This is a genomic window from Burkholderia orbicola, from assembly GCF_900100915.1.
GTDB classification, from domain to species: Bacteria; Pseudomonadota; Gammaproteobacteria; order Burkholderiales; family Burkholderiaceae; genus Burkholderia; species Burkholderia orbicola.
Window position 1 is genome coordinate 1,962,807 of the sequence record NZ_FNKW01000002.1, and the last position, 17,087, is coordinate 1,979,893.

Consider the following 17,087-nt stretch of genomic DNA (forward strand, 5'->3'; position numbering starts at 1 on the left):
AGTGCGCATCTCGCGACGCGGATGCGTTGCCTGCAACCAGTGTAGGACGCGTTCGCGTTTCTGGCGGGAGAATGTGGCGTGCACGCCGCACGCCGAGGGATAGTACTTACTGCGCTGCTGCTGCTTGCGCCTGCAACGCTTCTTCGCGGCGCTCTTCGGTGCAGCGCTGATGCTGGCGCGACAGGCGGTTCATCAGCGGCAGCAGCAGCAGCGCGAGCAGCATGCCGATCGCGGCGAGCCAGCCGAGCTTCTCGAACAGCGACAGGTAGAGCGGCAGCGATTCGGTGGCCGGCAGTTCGTGCGACGGCATTTGCGCGAAGTTCGCGACGACGCTGCCCAGATACTGCGACACGCCCGTCGCGACGAAATACGCGCCCATCATGAAGCCGCTCATGCGCGCCGGCACGTAGCGGGCGATCATCGCGAGGCCGAGGCCGCTCACCAGCAGTTCGCCGAGCGAGTACAGGCCGTAACCCCACACCATGAACCAAGACGACACACGGCCGTCGACCGCGTAGCGGCCGCTGATCGTGAACACCAGGTAGCCGGCGGCGACCGCGCCGAAACCGAGCGCGTACTTCGCGGCGACCGGCAGGTCGCGGCCGCCCTTCGCGACGGCGTTGTAGACCCACACCAGCACCGGGCTCAGCAGCATGATCCAGATCGGGTTCAGCGCCTGGAACTGCGCGGCGCTCCACGTGAACAGCGTCGTGCCGAACAGCATGAAGCGCGGGTCGACGTTGCGCAGCGCGAACAGCGTCAGCGACGTCGACATCTGCACGTAGAAGATGAAGAACAGGATCACCTGGCCGATCAGCACGAGCGCCGCGATCAGGCCGGCGCGCTCCGAGCGCTCCGATTTCGCGATCATGTACGCGAAGATCGCGAGGATCGCGAATGCCGCCGTCCACACACTGGCGACCGCGAGCTGCTTGTGCTGCAGCACGTACAGCGTGATCAGCGCGAGCGCGATGCCGCCGGCCGCGACCGCGCCGAGGCGCTTCCAGCGGATCGGCTCGTCGTCCGGCTGCGAGCCGACGTGCGCGAGCGTGCGGTGCATCAGCATGAAGTTGAGGATCGCGAGCAGCATGCCGCCGCAGCAGACCGCGAACGCGGTGTGCCAGCCCCAGTGATCCTTGATCCACGGCGTCGCGAGCATCGACACCGTCGAGCCGATGTTGACCGCCATGTAGTAGATCGTGAACGCGCTGTCGATGCGCGCGTCGTCGCCTTCGTAGATGCGGCGCACGAGGTTCGCCGCGTTGGCCTTGAACAGGCCGTTGCCGACGACGATCACGCCGAGCGACGCGTACATGTACGCGAGGTGATCGTTCGGCACCGCGAGCATCAGGTAGCCGGCGCACAGCACGGACGCGCCGATGATCATCGTGCGGCGGGCGCCGAGCACCTTGTCGCCGATCCAGCCGCCGATCGACGGCGCGGCGTAGACGAGTGCGGTGAATGCACCCCAGGTCAGGTTCGCGTGGCTGTCGGTGAAGCCGAGCCGGTCGACCATGAAGAGGACCAGGAGCGCGGCCATGCCGTAGTAGCCGAAGCGCTCCCACATTTCGATGAGGAAGACCGTCGTAAACGATCGGGTCTGTGAAACAGGTGCGTGCATCATCAATCTCGTTTGAAACGGACGGCGCGGATCGCGCGTCGCCTTGGGGGTCGAACTGGCGCCGGAGCACTGAGGCCGGGTAGGCTTGCGTCGGCGATGGAGCAGTCGGGCGGTTAGCCCGGGCCGGGGTCGGATTCCACCTGGGAAGGCGGAGCGCGGCCCCGACCGGCGCGCGAATGGTAACGTTTGCCGGTCCGGTGCGTCGGGGCCGCGCCACTTAGGGAAACTCCCGATATGGCAGCAGCTTTCAGGAACATTTGTCTCATCATCTACTTGTAAGCTTGACGCCGGTTCTCCGCAAATTCCCGGAGAGCCGCTTGCAGCTTGCCTGTGAAGCCTGCGAGTCTGGCAAGATAGCGCGTCGTTTCGTGCGCTTCGGGCCCTGTTTAGTGCACCGGGCTCAACGCCGAAGGCGTGTACGAACCCGAAGATTAAGCTATCTCCAATTAACTTAGTTACTTTCCATCAAACATTTTTTGACGACCACTTTTCGGCCTGCTATGGTTCCCCCCACTGAAAACTCGCGATCGGCAGACGCTGTCGCACTCGGCAGCAAGATTCGCGCGTTGCGCCAACGTCTGAAGCGCACGCTCGACGACACCGCTACCGCCGCGGGGATTTCGAAGCCGTTTCTGTCTCAAGTCGAGCGCGGGCTCGCGTCGCCGTCACTGACGTCGCTGGCCGGTATTGCCCACGCACTCGGCGTGACGGTGCAGTACTTCGTGGATACGCCGAGTGAAGAACGCTCGGTGTGCCGAGGCGATCAGTTGCGCTTCTTCGGGTTTGCCGATTCGGCGAACCTGTTTGCGAGACTGACGAACGTGTCCGAAGGGCGCCAGCTTGAGGCGATCCTCGTGAGGATGCCGCCGGGGCAGAAACGGTCCGAGGTGACGACACATGCAGGAGAGGAGTTCCTGTACGTGATTGAAGGGGAAGTGTCGCTGACGCTGGAAGGCAAGACGTTCGTCCTGCAGGCCGGCGACAGTTCGCACTATCAGTCGACGGTGCCGCACAGCTGGGTCAACACCGCGAAGATCGAGTCAGTGGTGGTCTGGGTCGGTACGCCGCGACTGTTCTAACGCACGGGTATTCCTTCGTTTCATTCGACGGAATGCCTGTCGAAAGAAATGTAAGGAATACTAACATGCAATACGAGAATCACGGGCCTCCTCAATCGCTGCGCCCGTCAGCGTCTCACGCGTAATCCGCGGCATCCGCCGCGCGACGCTCACCGAACAACCTTCTCAAGACTGCCACGATGAAATCCTTGCATGCCATGTCGGCCGTGCTGGCCGCGCTCGCCCTGACGACGCCCGTCGCCCACGCCGTGACCGTTCCGTCGAACGTCGCACTCGCTCCCCAACAGGACCTGACGCGACAGGTGCCGGCCGAAGTCGAGTCGCTCGACCCGGCGCACATCGAATCGTGGACCGGCAACACGATCGGCCTCGACCTGTTCGAAGGGCTCGCGCGCATCGACGCGGCTGGCCAGGTCGTGCCGGGCGTCGCGCTGTCGTGGGAGCGCAAGACGCCGCAGACGTGGATCTTCAAGCTTCGCCACGACGCGAAGTGGAGCAACGGCCAGCCGGTGACGGCCGCCGATTTCGTCTATTCGTGGCAGCGCCTCGTCGATCCGAAGACGGGCTCGAAATACACGATCCTCGTCGAGTTCATCAAGAACTCGAAGGACATCATCGCCGGCAAGGCCGCGCCGACCACGCTCGGTGTGCGCGCGGTCGACCCGTACACGCTGGAAGTGACGACCGACGTGCCCGTCGCGTTCTTCCCCGAACTGACCGCGATGGCGCCGCTCGTGCCGGTGAACAAGGACGTGGTGACGAAGTTCGGCGACGCATGGACGCGCCCGGGCAACCTCGTCAGCAACGGCGCGTACCAGCTCGTCGACTGGCAGCCGAACAACCGCATCGTGGCGACCAAGGACGCGAAGTACTGGAACGCGTCGAAGGTGGTGATCAACAAGGTCACGTACCTGCCGATCGAAAGCGACGAAACCGCGATGCGCATGTACCAGGCGGGCCAGATCGACTACAGCTACTCGATTCCGTCGGGCATCTTTCAGCAGGTCAGCAAGCAGTTCGGCGCCGAGCTGCGCCCGGGCCTGCAGCTCGCGACCTACTACTACTTCCTGAACAACAGCGACGCGGCGCTGAAGGACAAGCGCGTGCGCCAGGCGCTGTCGATGGTGATCGATCGCGACGTGCTGACGTCGAAGCTCACGCAGGCCGGCGAGAAGCCGATGTACGGGCTGATGCCGAACGGCACGAAGGGCGTGCAGCCGTTCACGCCGGAATGGGCGTCGTGGCCGATGGCCAAGCGCATCGTGACCGCGAAGGACCTGCTGAAGCAGGCCGGCTATTCGGACGCGAAGCCGCTGTCGTTCACGCTCACGTACAACACCAACGACCTGCACAAGAAGGTCGCGCTGTTCACCGCATCGGAATGGCGTACGAAGCTCGGCGTCACCACGAAGCTCGAGAACGTCGAGTTCAAGGTGCTGATGAAGCAGCGGCATGACGGCAAGGTGCAGATCGCGCGCGACGGCTGGTTCGCCGACTACAACGACGCGATGACGTTCTTCGACCTGATCCGCTGCGGCAGCTCGCAGAACACCGTCGGCTACTGCAACAAGCAGGTCGACGCGCTCGTCGAGGAAGGCAACCAGAAGCTCGACGACAACGCGCGCACCGCGCTGCTCACGCAGGCGCACGACATGGCGATGAAGGACACGCCGATGGTGCCGCTGTTCCAGTACTCGGCCGACCGTCTCGTGAAGTCCTACGTCGGTGGCTATTCGCTGAAGAACGTGATCGACATGCGTGCTTCGCAGGACATGTACCTGATCAAGCACTGAGCGGAGCGATCATGCTGGCCTACGCATTGAGGCGCACGTTGTGGGCGGTGCCGACGATCCTCGCGGTCATCACCGTCTGCTACCTGCTGCTGCATTTCACGCCCGGCGGCCCGTTCGATACGGAGAAGCAGCTGTCCGCCGCGACGCTCGCGAACCTGAACGCGAAGTACCACCTCGACGAGCCGCTGTGGAAGCAGTACCTGCTGTATCTCGGCTCGCTGCTGCACGGCGATCTCGGCCCGTCGTTCCGTTACGTCGACTGGTCGGTGAACGATCTCGTGAAGAAGGCGTTGCCCGTGAGCCTCGGCGTGGGCGGCGTGTCGATCCCGATCTCGATCGTGCTCGGCGTGCTGCTCGGCACCGTCGCGGCCGTGCGCCGCGACAGCGTGATCGATCGTTTCGTGATGCTGATCGGTAACTTCGGCAACGTCGTGCCGCCGTTCGTGCTCGGCCCCGTGCTCGTGTGGATCTTCGCGATCCTGCTGAAGACGTCGGAAGGCAACGGCTGGCTGCCGGCCGGCGGCTGGGGCGACGGCGGCTGGCGGTACCGGTTGCTGCCGATCGCGCTGCTGACCCTCATCAACGTGTCGCTGCTCGCACGCGTGATGCGCGGCTCGATGATCGAGACGCTGTCGAGCAACTACATCCGCACCGCGCGCGCCAAGGGCCTGCCGGGCTCGACGATCGTGCTGCGCCACGCGCTCAAGCCCGCACTGATGCCGGTCGTGTCGCTGTTCGGCACGGTCTGCATCACGTCGATCACGGCGGCCGTCGTCACCGAATCGGTGTTCGCGCTGCCAGGCCTCGGGCAACTCGTCGTGAACGGCGCCATCAACCGCGACTACACGCTGGTGCTCGGCCTCGTCGTGCTGACGACCGTCTGCGCGGTGCTGTTCAACCTGCTGGTCGACCTCGCGTACGCGTGGCTCGATCCGCGCATCCGTTATTGAGCGAGGCACAGCGATGACTCCGACCACTCCCGTCGTCGGCCTGCCCGTGCAGACCGATTCGCCGCCGCGTTCGCGCTCGCCGCTCGAGCTGGCGTTTGCGCGCTTCCTTCACAACCGCGCGGCGCTGTTCAGCCTCGTGCTGCTCGCGCTGATCACGCTCGCCTGCTTCGTCGGCCCGTGGCTGCTCGCGGCCGATCCCGCGGCGAGCGACTGGGCCTCGATCAGCCTGCCGCCGACCTGGGCGAACCAGCACTGGTTCGGCACCGACGAGCTCGGCCGCGACCTGCTCGTGCGCACGCTGATCGGCGGCCGCGTATCGATCGAGGTCGGCCTGCTCGGCACGCTCGTGTCGGGCCTGTTCGGCGTCGCGTGGGGCGCGACCGCGGGCTTCGCGGGCGGCCGCGTCGACTCCGTGATGATGCGCGTCGTCGACATGATGTACGCGATCCCGTACCTGCTGATCGCGATCCTGATGATGACCCTGTTCGGCCGCTCGTTCATGCTGGTCGTGCTGACCATCAGCGCGTTCTCGTGGATCGACATGGCGCGCGTCGTGCGCGGCCAGACGCTGTCGCTGCGCAATCGCGAGTTCGTCGATGCGGCGCGCGCGATCGGCGTGTCGCCGGCGTCGATCGTGCTGCGTCACGTCGTGCCGAACCTGCTCGGCGTGGTCGTCGTGTACGCGACGGTCTCGGTGCCGAACATCGTGCTGACCGAATCGGTGCTGTCGTTCCTCGGCCTCGGCGTGCAGGAACCGATGACGAGCTGGGGCGTGCTGATCCAGGACGGCGCGCAGAAACTGGAATCGATGCCGTGGCTGTTGCTGGCCCCGGCCGTCATGCTGTGCGTGACGCTCTATTGCGTGAACTTCGTCGGCGACGGCCTGCGTGACGCGCTCGACCCGAAGGATCGCTGAAATGGCTGCTTTGCTGGAAGTGGAAAACCTCGGCGTGCGCTTCACGCGCAAGGATGCGCCGCCGATCGACGCCGTCAACGGCGTGTCGTTCTCGCTCGAAGCCGGCAAGACGCTCGGCATCGTCGGCGAATCGGGCTCGGGCAAGAGCCAGACCGTGATGGCGCTGCTCGGCCTGCTGGCCGGCAACGGCACGACGACCGGCACCGCGCGCTACCGCGGCGACAACCTGCTCGACATGGATACGCGCGCGCTGAACGCGGTGCGCGGCGACCGGATCGCGATGATCTTCCAGGACCCGATGACGTCGCTCAATCCGTTCCTGACGATCGAGCGGCAGATGACCGAGACGCTGCAGCTGCATCGCAAGCTGTCGCGCAAGGAAGCGATCAAGCGCGCGATCGAGGCGCTCGAATCGGTGCGCATTCCCGACGCGGCGCGCCGCATCCGCATGTATCCGCACGAGTTCTCGGGAGGCATGCGGCAGCGCGTGATGATCGCGATGGCGCTGCTCTCCGAGCCGGAAATCCTGATCGCCGACGAGCCGACCACCGCGCTCGACGTGACCGTGCAGGCGCAGATCATCGACCTGCTGCGCGAGCTGAACCGCGAGCGCGGCACCGCGATCGTGCTGATTACGCACGACATGGGCGTGGTCGCCGGCCTCGCCGACGACGTGATGGTCATGTATGCGGGCCGCACCGTCGAATACGCGCCGGCCGACTCGATTTTCGCGGCGCCGTCGCATCCGTACACGATCGGCCTGCTCAATGCGCTGCCGCGCCTGACCGACGCGGACGATGCGCCGCTCGTCGCGATCCCCGGCAACCCGCCGATGCCCGGCACCGCGCCGGCCGGCTGCGCGTTCGCGAAGCGCTGCACCTATGCGGAAGAACGCTGCGGCATTGCCCGCCCGGCGCTCGAAACCTATGGCGCCGTGGGCGCGGTGCGCGCGTGCCACCGGCCCGTGGCCGATCTGACGGGAGGTCTGCGATGAGCGTCGATGAACGCCGCCAAGCCGGCGCGACGGACGACACGCTGCTGTCCGTCGACAATCTGAAAGTGCATTTCCGCGTGCCGCTCGGCGGCTATCCGTGGTCGCCGAAGGGCACGCTGCGCGCGGTCGACGGCGTGTCGTTCGACGTGAAGCGCGGCGAGACGGTCGGGCTCGTCGGCGAATCGGGCTGCGGGAAGTCGACGCTGGCGCGCGCATTGATCGGCCTCGTGCCGATGACGGCCGGTACCGTGAAATGGCGCGGCCAGACCGTGGCGCCGGATCACCTGCGCGGCACCGCGATGCGGCGCGAAGTGCAGATGATCTTCCAGGACCCGCTCGCGTCGCTCGATCCGCGCATGACGATCGAGCAGGTCGTCGCGGAGCCGCTCGTCACGCACCACGCCGGCCTTGGCCGTGCCGAAGTGCGCCGCCGCGTGGTCACGATGCTCGAGCGCGTCGGCCTGAACGCGCATCACCTGCTGCGGTATCCGCATGAATTTTCCGGCGGGCAGTGCCAGCGCGTCGGCATCGCGCGTGCGCTGATCAGCGAACCGAAGCTCGTGATCTGCGACGAACCCGTATCGGCGCTCGACGTGTCGATCCAGGCGCAGATCGTGAACCTGCTGCGCGATCTGCAACGCGAACTGTCGTTGTCCTATCTGTTCGTCGCACACGATCTGGCGGTGGTGAAGGCCATCAGCCAGCGCGTGCTCGTGATGTATCTCGGCCGCGTGATGGAGTTCGGCACGCGGCATGACGTGTACGGCGTGCCGCAACACCCGTACACGAAGGCGCTGCTCGATGCGGCGCCGACGCCGGAGCCGGCGCGCGAGCGTGCTCGCCGTCCGATGCTGCTGGCGGGCGAGATGCCCTCGCCGCTCAACCCGCCGTCCGGCTGCGCGTTCCGCACGCGCTGCCCGGTCGCGATCGACGCGTGCGCGCAGGACGTGCCGCTGCCGGAAGTGCGGCAGGGGTCGGAGGCGCGCGTCGCGTGCATCCGCGCGGGCGCGGCGTGATGTGAAGTAACGCAGCAAACAAAACCAAGGCAGGTCAACAGGGGTAGGTGCGGCGCGAACGATCTTCGCGCCGCGGGTACAGGCGCGTCCTTAGCCGGGCTCGCCGGGGGGCTGGGAGCGGATCGCGACCGGCGTGGACGATATCAACACAAGACGAGAATTATTACGATGAAAAAGCAGAAGACGATCGGGACGGCATCGAAGATGCTGCTTGCCTGGGGACTGCCGGCGCTCGCCGGCGTGTCGCTGACGGGCGTCGCGCACGCCGACGACGCGGCCTCCGCGCCGCTGACGGTCGCGCAGGCCGCACCGGCCGCCGGGTCGGGCGCATCCGTTGCGCAGGCAACGACCCCGAACGCCATTGTCAACGCCGAGGCGAGCCAGGCCGTCACGCCGCCCGACGAGCCGTCGGCGCAGTCGAAGTCGAACGGCTTCATCGCCGACAGCCATCTCGACTTCCTGTTCCGCAACTATGCGGACGTGCTCGACAACAAGGGCGGCCCGCATCGTCATGCGTGGGTCCAGGGCGCGATGGCGAACTTCGAGTCGGGCTACACGACCGGCCTGATCGGGATCGGCTTCGATGCGTCGTTGTATGCGGCGCTGAAGCTCGACGGCGGCCAGGGCGCCGGCAGCATGGTGCACATCGCGAAGGGCGGCGGCGGCGGCAACCAGCTCGCGTGGGCCTACCCGGGCATCTACGACGTCAAGGCGCGCATCTCGAACACGGTGGTCAAGTATGGTCTGCAGGCCGTCGACAACCCGTTCATGGAGCAGCACGACAACCGTGCGCTGCCGCCGACGTTCCTCGGCGCGACGCTCGTCAGCAATGAATTCAAGAACGTGATGCTCGAGGCCGGCAGCTTCACGAAGACCGACGCGCGCGGCCATACGACGCTCACCAACCTGACGACGCAGTACGGCGGCACGCGCATCAATCGCCTGACCTACGTCGGCGGTACGTGGGACTACTCGCCGAACGGCGAAGTCGCGTTGTACGCGAACCAGGCCGACGACGTGTGGCACCAGTACTACGCGTCGGTGAAGCACAGCATCGGCAGCCCGCAGACGATCAAGTGGACCGGCTTCGGCAACGTCTACTCGACGCACGACACGGGCGATGCGCTGCAAGGCAAGATCAACAACAACGCGTACAGCCTGTCGCTGGCCGCGCAGCATGGCCCGCATGAACTGCTGCTCGGCTTCCAGCAGGTGCTCGGCGACCAGTTCTTCGACTACCTGAACGAAACGAACGGCATCTTCCTGGCCAACTCGATGGACGTCGACTACAACGCGCCGCACGAGAAATCGCTGCAGCTGCGTTACACGTTCTACGGCAAGGACGCCGGCCTGCCGGGCTTCAAGGCGATGGTGTGGGGCGTGACGGGCTGGGGCGCGGACGGCAGCGCGGGCGCGGCGAACGATCCGAGCAAGTCGAGCATCTACTGGAGCAACGGCGCGCCGGTGCAGGGCCGTCACCACGAGTTCGGCTTCATCCCGTCGTACACGTTCCAGAGCGGCAAGCTGAAGAACACGAAGGTCACGTTCATCGCGATGTGGCACGCCGGTTCGGCCCACTACTCGGACGCGACGAACACCGAGTACCGTCTGGTCGTGAACCTGCCGCTGCACGCGTTCTGATGGAAGGGGGCGCAAGGCCCCCTGTCTCGCACGGCCGGCCTGCGATCGGTGCGATCAGGCCGGCTTGTGCCAGCCTGCCACGGGATCGTTCGCGGCGGGCATCTCTTCCACGAGCGACGTGAGCTGGCGGCCGGTATCGCGCCATGCGTCGAGCCCGCCGCGCAGCGCGAGCGCATCGGTGAAGCCTGCATCGAGCAGGCGCTTCGCCATCAGCGCGGCCGTCACTTCGTTCGGGCACGAGCAATACACGACGAACTTCTGCGTGAGCGGATAGCGTGCGACGATGTCGCCGATCTGGCGCTCGTCGGCGAACTGCGCACCGGGAATCGTGAACGGGTCGAGCTTGCGGTGCTCGGGCGAGCGGACGTCGAGCACCACCGGGGCGGCGGCGTCGCGCAGCAGCACGTCGAGTTCGTCGACGCCGATCCGCGCGTTCGCGAGCTGGCGGATCAGCGCGCGGCGACGCATCCAGCGCACGGCCGCATAGACGGCGAGCAGCGCGACGATGACCAGCAGCACCGCGCGGCCGAGCCGGCTCGCGCCGGCGAACAGCCAGTCGATCTGCCGGTAGAACACGAGGCCGGCTCCCAGCCCGACGATCGTCCACAGCGCGGCGCCGAGCGCGTCGTAGCCGGCGAACGTGCGATAGCGCGTGCCGAGTGCACCGGCCATCGGCACCGACACCAGCGACAACCCCGGGATGAAACGCGCGACCGCGAGCACGCGCACGCCATAGCGGCCGAAGAAGCGCTCGGTCTTTTTCACGCAGGTATCGCGCGACAGCGACAGCCGGCAGATCGTCTTCAGCGTCGTGCCGCCGTAACGCCGCCCGGCGACGTACCAGACCGTGTCGCCGATCAGCGCGCCGAGCACCGACAGCGCCACGACCGTCACGAGCTGCGAGCCGATCATCGCCGGGTGCATCGCGGACATCGCGCCGAACAGCACGAGCGTCGGCATCGCGGGCACCGGCAGGCCGACCGCCGCCGCGAGCACGTTGGCGAATACGAGAAGCGGCCCGTACTGGGCGACGAGGTCACGGAGCATGACGGCTGGCCGAAAAGGAAACGCGTGGGCGGGAAATGCAGATGCGCCGATTATCGGCCTTTTTCAAGGCAGCGGCGGGAATGACGCAAAGCGCATGACGGCGGCAGGGGGATGTGGGTGAGCCGGCGTGTTGCACGCGGCTCACCGTTCGGAATCAGGAAGGCGTACGGGCGAGCGATGCGGCGCCATGGTTTTCGCCGGGCAGCTCGGCGCCGTGCGAGCGGATCGCCGCGATCAGCTCGGCCGGCGTGATCTCGTAGCGGACCTCGCGGTGGATACCGGGCTTGCGTTCGTCGATCTCGATCAGCAGCACGCTCTTGCCGTCGCCCGTTGCCTCGAGCCGGAGCGAGCGCAGTTCGCGGCCGTCGGCCGCGTCGTGTTCGGTGAGCAGGGTCATTGCCCCGGATGAGCCGGTAGTGCGCATCGAACCTATCCTCGTGTCGTGTCGTGGATGCCGTGGCGGCAAAGATGTCTTTGTTGAATACAGCTTGACGCAGTTTAACGCGAACGGGCCGCGACACGGAGCATTTTCGTGGGGACGAAAAGAGGGCTATACCACCGATCCTTCTGATGTTTGAGCCGCGCCGGGCGGGCGTTTCCGCCGGATCGGGCGCCGGCCGAAACCGGTACCCGAACGGCGTTCGAGGCCACGCCGGCGCGGGCGGCGACACGCGCTGCGCCGCGCGTCGCCGAGGCGGCGTCAGAAGCGGTCGGCGAGCCCCATTGCCGGGTCGCTGACCGAGTGGCGGCCGGTTTCCACGCGGCCGGCCACGCGGCGCGAGAAGCTCGCGTCGCTGTCGGCCGTGACGATGAAGTCGTACCAATGGCCGGTCGAGTCGAGCTTCCAGTGCAGTTCGGACTGGTCGCCGGCGCGCACCGTGACGGTCCATGCGGTGCCGGTGCCATGGCCGTTGCCGTTGCCGTTTTCGTTGCCGTGGCCATGACCGTGGTCGTCGTTTCCGCCCCGCCCGGACAGCGGCCCGTAGACCTGGTTCGACTTCACCGTGAAGCGCACCGTGCCAGCGCCGTCGTTGCGCAGCCGCAGGTGGAGGTTGCCGCTCGCGCCCGCATAGCCGACGCGCACTTCCGGATGCGGCGCGCGCGCCCCGGCCACGCGGCTCAGGTCGCCGGTGAAGCGGCGGTGAAAGCCGTTCGGGCCGAGCACCCACAGGTCATATTTACCGCCATCGTCGGCACGCGCGGCCCAGTCGCCGTGCAGCCGCTTGCCGGGCTCGACGACGTAGCGCCGCGGCAGCCGGTCGAGGTGCAGCTTGTCGTAGACGTGAAACACGGCGGCGGCGCGGCCGGTGTTCGCGAACTTCAGCGTGACGGTGCCGGTGCCGGCATCGGTGCGCGCGCTCGCGTGCAGTTCGTACGGCAGCGCGCGCGACGGACGTACGCCGGTCGCCTGTGCGGGCGGCGCGGGCGTGGCGGGCGGCACGATCTTCGGCGCGGTTTGCTGCGCGGCGCTCAGCGCGTCGACCTGGCTTTTCGTCGTGCGGCCCGCGAGCGTCGGCAGCGGCTCGTTGTTCGGCGTGCGGAAATTGAACGCGCTCGTCAGGTCGCCGCACACCGCGCGGCGGTACGCGCTGATCTGCGGCTCCGCGACGCCGAAGCGCTTCTCCAGGAAGCGCAGCGTCGACGTATGGTCGAACACCTGCGAGTTGACCCAGCCGCCGCGGCTCCACGGCGACACGATCCACATCGGCACGCGCGGGCCCGGGCCGTACGGACGGCCATCGACGGCCGGCTGGCTCGACGTGGCCGGCGCGAAGTCGTGGTACTCGGCCGCGACGTCGGCGGCCGACAGCGTATGGCCGCCCGCGAGCGTGCCGTCGGCATTGCGCGACGGCACGGCCGGTGACGGCATGTGATCGAAGAAGCCGTCGTTCTCGTCGTAGTTCACCAGCAGCACGGTCTTGCTCCAGACCTCCGGGTTCGCCGTCAGCGCGTCGAGCACGGCCTGCACGTACCAGCCGCCCTGCGCGGGACTCGACGGCCCCGGGTGTTCGCTGTACGCGGACGGCGGGATGATCCACGACACTTCCGGCAGCTTGCCGTTGCGGATGTCGTCGCGGAACGTTTCGAGAAAGCCGTACGGCATCGTGTTGCCGAAGCCCTTCGCGAGCGGGCTCAGCGGATCGTCGATCGCCGGATCGTAGAACGCGCCGGCCGCCGTCACCGGCTGCGTGATGTCGGTCGACGCGACGTACGCGGGCCGGCGCGCGGCCGGCATCTGCTCGATCGCCGCGCGCCAGTGGCGGAAGCTCATCATCTCGTTGCAGCCGAAGTTGTCGATCAGGCTCTGATAGACCTTCCAGTTCACGCCGGCCTGCTGCAGCCGGTCGGCATAGGTCGTCCAGGTCCAGCCCTGGCTCGACGGGCCGATGTCGTTGCCGCCGTTGAACTGGTTGTTCAGCGCGGCGATCTTCACGCGGCTGCCGTCGGCCGGGCTGATGCCGTTCGGGCCGTTGGTGCCGCTCCAGTAGAACAGGCGGTTCGCGATCGTGCCCGTGTGCATCCCGCAGTGGTAGTGGTCGCACAGCGTGAACGCATCTGCGAGCGCGCGCTGGAACGGCACTTCGGCCGCGTCGTAATAGCCCATCGACAGCGGCGTCTTCGCGTCGGGCCAGCGGTTCATCCGGCCGTGGTCCCACGCGGCCTGCGCGTCGGCCCACGTGTGCGGCGTGCCGCCCGCGCGCTGCGCGTTGCCCTGGCGCGCGTCGAGGTGATACGGCGTCACGGTCGCGGCGGGCGTCGCCTTCGTGTACGCCTGGTAGAACACGTCGCGGCCGTTCGGCGACGGCACCGCGAAGCGGTCGCCATAGCCGCGCACGCCCTTGAACGTGCCGAAGTAGCTGTCGAACGCGCGGTTCTCCATCATCAGCAGCACGACGTGCTTGACGTCCTGGATGGTCCCCGTTTCGTGGAAGGCGGGAATCGCGAGCGCGCGGCGAATGCTCGGCGGAAACGCGGAGAGCGCGGCGGCGGCGAGGCCGGAACCGGCGGTCTGCTGAAGGAATTTGCGGCGTGACGTCATGGCGTTCGTGTCCTGTGAGGGTGGGAGCGGTCGTGCGTTCGTCTAGGGGTGCCCGGGCGTCGTCCGGCCCCGGGGCGATCGCCGATGCGTGCGCGTTAGGGGCGTTGGCCGCGTGTCGCAGCGGGGCACGCATTGCGCCCGACACGCGACGCCCGACGCCCGACGTCGCGCGGATGCCGCGGCTTCGTCGTCGCGATCCTGTACGCCGCGCGCTCGTGATGCGCGGCGGCAGGTGCCGGCAGACTTACCAACCCGGCGTATGCGGGACTGCGGCGGCGCCCAGTCTAGGGCGTCGACATGACGTCGACGTGATGAAGAAATGACATCGCATGTCGCGCACGTGACGTTGCGTGCGCAACGATTCGTTCAGGCGCGATGCGGGTTGAAAACGGTAAGAAATTACCGATCTCCGTGGGCGTGGCCGGTCAGAATTTTCCGGATTTTCGGGGATGGCGCGCGCGTTTCGTTGCGGATGCAACCTGACTGACGACCGCGTGACACCTGTGTTTCAAAGGCGTGAAATCGGCTAAGCTCGATGCGTTGCTGCGCGCCTGCGCAGTCCGCGCCTTCGGCGTGACTTTTCGGAACCGGCCCACCCATGACCGATATCAGAATCCGGCACAGCGAGACGCACGACGTCGACGCGATCCGGCAGATCGCCGCGCATCCCGCGGTGTACATGAATACGTTGCAACAGCCGTTTCCGTCGCTCGAAAAATGGCAGAAGCGGCTCGACAGCGTGCGCGAGCACGGCATGAGCCTCGTCGCCGAAATCGACGGCACGGTGGTCGGCCATCTCGGCCTGCATCCCGAACCGAATCCGCGCCGGCGCCACGCGGCGGCGCTCGGCATGATGGTCGACGCGGCCCGTCACGGGCGCGGCATCGGCGGCCGGCTGCTCGCGGCCGCGATCGACCTCGCGGAGAACTGGCTGAACATCACGCGTCTCGAGCTGACCGTGTTCACCGACAACCGCGCGGCGATCGCGCTCTACGAGAAACACGGTTTCCGCATCGAAGGCGAATCGCCGGATTACGCGTTGCGCGACGGCGTGCATGCGTCCGTGTATCACATGGCCCGGATCAAGGCGCGGCAATGAAGGCCTGGCCGTCGCGGACGTGACGGCACACGCGGCACGTGCTGCCGCCCGTCATATCCAATCGAGAATTCGTTCGTTTTCCTTCGGCTGTACCCGTCGTATCGTCGAACGATTTGCCGGTCGCTGCGGCCGGCTTCGCTTTTCCGTATCGATGCATGCGCGGCGCTGCCTGTCGGCTGGCCTCATCGTCATCGCTTCACGGCCCTCGTTGCGTGCGCGGCATCGCCCTGAAACCGTCTTTTTCAACGGAACCCGCTTCGATGAAAACCGTTCTCCGCAATCTCACCGCCGCCTGCCTGTTCGTTGCCGCCGGTGCGGCGCTCGCCGCCGCCACGCCCGCGGGCGCCACGGTGGCGAGCGCATCGCCCGACGGGGCGCATCTGCCGCCCGGCATCGCGTGGCAACACGGCGACGTCGATGCCGCGTTCGCGCTCGCGAAGCGCGAGGGCAAGCCGCTGCTGCTGTACTGGGGCGCGGTGTGGTGCCCGTCGTGCAACCAGGTGAAGTCGACGATTTTCAGCCAGCAGGCATTCAAGACGCGCTCGTCGTTCTTCGTGCCCGTGTATCTCGACGGCGATACCGAAAGCGCGCAGAAGCTCGGCGAGCGTTTCAAGGTGCACGGCTATCCGACGATGATCCTGTTCCGTCCCGACGGCACCGAAGTGACGCGGCTGCCGGGCGAAGCGGATCTCGACCGCTACATGCAGGCGCTGTCGCTCGGGATGACGGCCGCGCATCCGGTGCGGCAGACGCTCGCGACGGCGCTGAAGAACGGCGCGTCGCTGACGCCGGACGAATGGCGCCTGCTGGCCGACTATTCATGGGATACCGACGGCGCGCTGCCGGTGCCGGCCGATCGTGTCGCGCAGACGCTGCAGTCGCTCGCGCAACGCGCGCGGGCGGCCGGTGCGAAAACCGAATCGGCGCGCTTCGCGCTGAAGTCGGCGGTGGTCGCCGCGTCGGACGACCCGACGCAGGCCGGTGCGCTCGACAAGGCCGCGCTCGCCGATTCGCTGCGCACGGTGCTGCACGATGCCGCGCTGTCGCGGGCCGATTCGGACGTGCTGGTCGCCGCGCCCGCGCGCGTGGTCGCGTATCTCGGCGGCGACGACGCGCAGCGCACGAAATTGCGCGGCGCGTACGACACGGCGCTGGCGCGCCTGTCGACCGACACCACGCTGTCGTCGATCGACCGGCTGATGGCGCTGCACGGCCGCGTGCTGCTCGCGCGCGGCGACGCACGCAAGGGCGCACCACTCGCCGCACCGGCGCTCGCCGATACCGCGCGCAAGCAGATTGCCGCATCGGTGCAGGGCGCGGCGAATGCATACGAGCGGCAGGCGCTCGTCAGCGAAGGCGCGGACACGCTGACCGACGCGGGGCTGTACGACGAATCGGATGCGTTGCTGAAGGCCGAGCTGCCGCGTTCGTCCACGCCGTACTACTTCATGTCGGGGCTGGCCGCGAACGCGAAGGCGCGCGGCGACAAGGCGGCCGCGCTCGACTGGTATCGCAAGGCGTACGACGCGGCGAGCGGCCCGGCGACGAAGCTCCGCTGGGGCGCGACCTACTTCGCGAATGCGGTTGAACTGGCGCCGGACGATTCGGCGCGCATCGAAGGGATTGCCGCCAGTGTGCTCGCGCAGACCGACAAGACCCGGGACGCGTTCTACGGCGCGAACCTTCGCGCGCTGACCAAGGTCGTCACGCAGCTGAATCGCTGGCGCGGCAGCGGCGCGCACGATGCGTCGGTCAGGTCGGTCGTCAAGCAGTTCGACGGCGTGTGCGGGAAACTGCCGGCCGGCGATCCGCAGGCGGCGGCATGCACGAAGCTGATCCAGCCTGTAAAGTCGTAACGACGCGCGGAAGGATCGTCGGGCGGGCTGGACGA

At 67.2% G+C, this 17,087-nt stretch carries 13 protein-coding genes; 9 read left to right on the top strand and 4 right to left on the bottom strand.

Annotated features, from left to right (window positions below):
• Nucleotides 1-106 precede the first annotated feature (106 nt).
• The gene (locus BLS50_RS25710) at nt 107-1,624 is read right to left on the bottom strand and encodes a peptide MFS transporter (protein WP_074805068.1); all 1,518 of its coding nucleotides are present in this window, start codon (nt 1,622-1,624) and stop codon (nt 107-109) included.
• Nucleotides 1,625-2,121: 497 nt separating this feature from the next.
• Between BLS50_RS25710 and BLS50_RS25720 the strand changes: the two genes are divergently transcribed.
• The 7 genes from BLS50_RS25720 (at nt 2,122) to BLS50_RS25750 (ending at nt 10,010) form a co-directional block, all read left to right on the top strand.
• Complete coding sequence (locus BLS50_RS25720) at nt 2,122-2,700, top strand: cupin domain-containing protein (RefSeq protein ID WP_011548888.1); 579 nt, start codon at nt 2,122-2,124, stop codon at nt 2,698-2,700.
• A 179-nt stretch (nt 2,701-2,879) separates the two neighbouring features.
• Entirely contained in the window at nt 2,880-4,493 is a 1,614-nt protein-coding gene (locus tag BLS50_RS25725; RefSeq protein WP_074805071.1) for a peptide ABC transporter substrate-binding protein, read from the top strand.
• 11 nt (nt 4,494-4,504) lie between these two features.
• Entirely contained in the window at nt 4,505-5,443 is a 939-nt protein-coding gene (locus BLS50_RS25730; protein WP_006480299.1) for an ABC transporter permease subunit, read from the top strand.
• A gap of 13 nt (nt 5,444-5,456) precedes the next feature.
• Entirely contained in the window at nt 5,457-6,359 is a 903-nt protein-coding gene (locus BLS50_RS25735; protein WP_006480300.1) for an ABC transporter permease, read from the top strand.
• Nucleotide 6,360: 1 nt separating this feature from the next.
• On the top strand, nt 6,361-7,353 hold the full coding sequence (locus tag BLS50_RS25740; RefSeq protein WP_011548890.1) for an ABC transporter ATP-binding protein: 993 nt from the start codon (nt 6,361-6,363) through the stop codon (nt 7,351-7,353).
• Entirely contained in the window at nt 7,350-8,369 is a 1,020-nt protein-coding gene (locus BLS50_RS25745) for an ABC transporter ATP-binding protein (RefSeq protein ID WP_074805073.1), read from the top strand. Before BLS50_RS25740 ends, BLS50_RS25745 begins: the two co-directional genes overlap by 4 nt.
• A gap of 168 nt (nt 8,370-8,537) precedes the next feature.
• Complete coding sequence (locus BLS50_RS25750; RefSeq protein WP_027810513.1) at nt 8,538-10,010, top strand: OprD family porin; 1,473 nt, start codon at nt 8,538-8,540, stop codon at nt 10,008-10,010.
• Between the two features lie 54 nt (nt 10,011-10,064).
• On the opposite strand, the gene BLS50_RS25755 is transcribed toward BLS50_RS25750, so the two are convergent.
• The 3 genes from BLS50_RS25755 to BLS50_RS25765 form a co-directional block, all read right to left on the bottom strand.
• Entirely contained in the window at nt 10,065-11,057 is a 993-nt protein-coding gene (locus BLS50_RS25755) for a DedA family protein/thiosulfate sulfurtransferase GlpE (protein ID WP_011548893.1), read from the bottom strand.
• A 154-nt stretch (nt 11,058-11,211) separates the two neighbouring features.
• Nucleotides 11,212-11,481, bottom strand: a complete 270-nt coding sequence (locus tag BLS50_RS25760) for a hypothetical protein (RefSeq protein WP_006480304.1) — start codon at nt 11,479-11,481, stop codon at nt 11,212-11,214.
• Between the two features lie 276 nt (nt 11,482-11,757).
• A complete protein-coding gene (locus tag BLS50_RS25765) occupies nt 11,758-14,097 on the bottom strand; it encodes a phosphocholine-specific phospholipase C (RefSeq protein WP_074805077.1) in 2,340 nt (779 codons plus the stop codon).
• Between the two features lie 598 nt (nt 14,098-14,695).
• Here BLS50_RS25765 and BLS50_RS25770 point away from each other — a divergent pair.
• Both BLS50_RS25770 and BLS50_RS25775 read left to right on the top strand, forming a co-directional pair.
• On the top strand, nt 14,696-15,196 hold the full coding sequence (locus tag BLS50_RS25770; protein WP_011548896.1) for a GNAT family N-acetyltransferase: 501 nt from the start codon (nt 14,696-14,698) through the stop codon (nt 15,194-15,196).
• A gap of 260 nt (nt 15,197-15,456) precedes the next feature.
• Nucleotides 15,457-17,052 carry a thioredoxin family protein gene (locus BLS50_RS25775; protein ID WP_074805080.1) on the top strand — a complete coding sequence of 532 codons (1,596 nt, stop codon included), beginning with the start codon at nt 15,457-15,459 and terminating at the stop codon, nt 17,050-17,052.
• The last annotated feature ends 35 nt before the right edge of the window (nt 17,053-17,087 follow it).

Bases quoted from the DNA above. Each gene is read 5' to 3' on its own strand.
- BLS50_RS25710 (WP_074805068.1), bottom strand. From the start codon at position 1,624: ATGATGCACGCACCTGTTTCACAGACCCGATCGTTTACGACGGTCTTC.
- BLS50_RS25720 (WP_011548888.1), top strand. From the start codon at position 2,122: ATGGTTCCCCCCACTGAAAACTCGCGATCGGCAGACGCTGTCGCACTC.
- BLS50_RS25725 (WP_074805071.1), top strand. From the start codon at position 2,880: ATGAAATCCTTGCATGCCATGTCGGCCGTGCTGGCCGCGCTCGCCCTG.
- BLS50_RS25730 (WP_006480299.1), top strand. From the start codon at position 4,505: ATGCTGGCCTACGCATTGAGGCGCACGTTGTGGGCGGTGCCGACGATC.
- BLS50_RS25735 (WP_006480300.1), top strand. From the start codon at position 5,457: ATGACTCCGACCACTCCCGTCGTCGGCCTGCCCGTGCAGACCGATTCG.
- BLS50_RS25740 (WP_011548890.1), top strand. From the start codon at position 6,361: ATGGCTGCTTTGCTGGAAGTGGAAAACCTCGGCGTGCGCTTCACGCGC.
- BLS50_RS25745 (WP_074805073.1), top strand. From the start codon at position 7,350: ATGAGCGTCGATGAACGCCGCCAAGCCGGCGCGACGGACGACACGCTG.
- BLS50_RS25750 (WP_027810513.1), top strand. From the start codon at position 8,538: ATGAAAAAGCAGAAGACGATCGGGACGGCATCGAAGATGCTGCTTGCC.
- BLS50_RS25755 (WP_011548893.1), bottom strand. From the start codon at position 11,057: ATGCTCCGTGACCTCGTCGCCCAGTACGGGCCGCTTCTCGTATTCGCC.
- BLS50_RS25760 (WP_006480304.1), bottom strand. From the start codon at position 11,481: ATGCGCACTACCGGCTCATCCGGGGCAATGACCCTGCTCACCGAACAC.
- BLS50_RS25765 (WP_074805077.1), bottom strand. From the start codon at position 14,097: ATGACGTCACGCCGCAAATTCCTTCAGCAGACCGCCGGTTCCGGCCTC.
- BLS50_RS25770 (WP_011548896.1), top strand. From the start codon at position 14,696: ATGACCGATATCAGAATCCGGCACAGCGAGACGCACGACGTCGACGCG.
- BLS50_RS25775 (WP_074805080.1), top strand. From the start codon at position 15,457: ATGAAAACCGTTCTCCGCAATCTCACCGCCGCCTGCCTGTTCGTTGCC.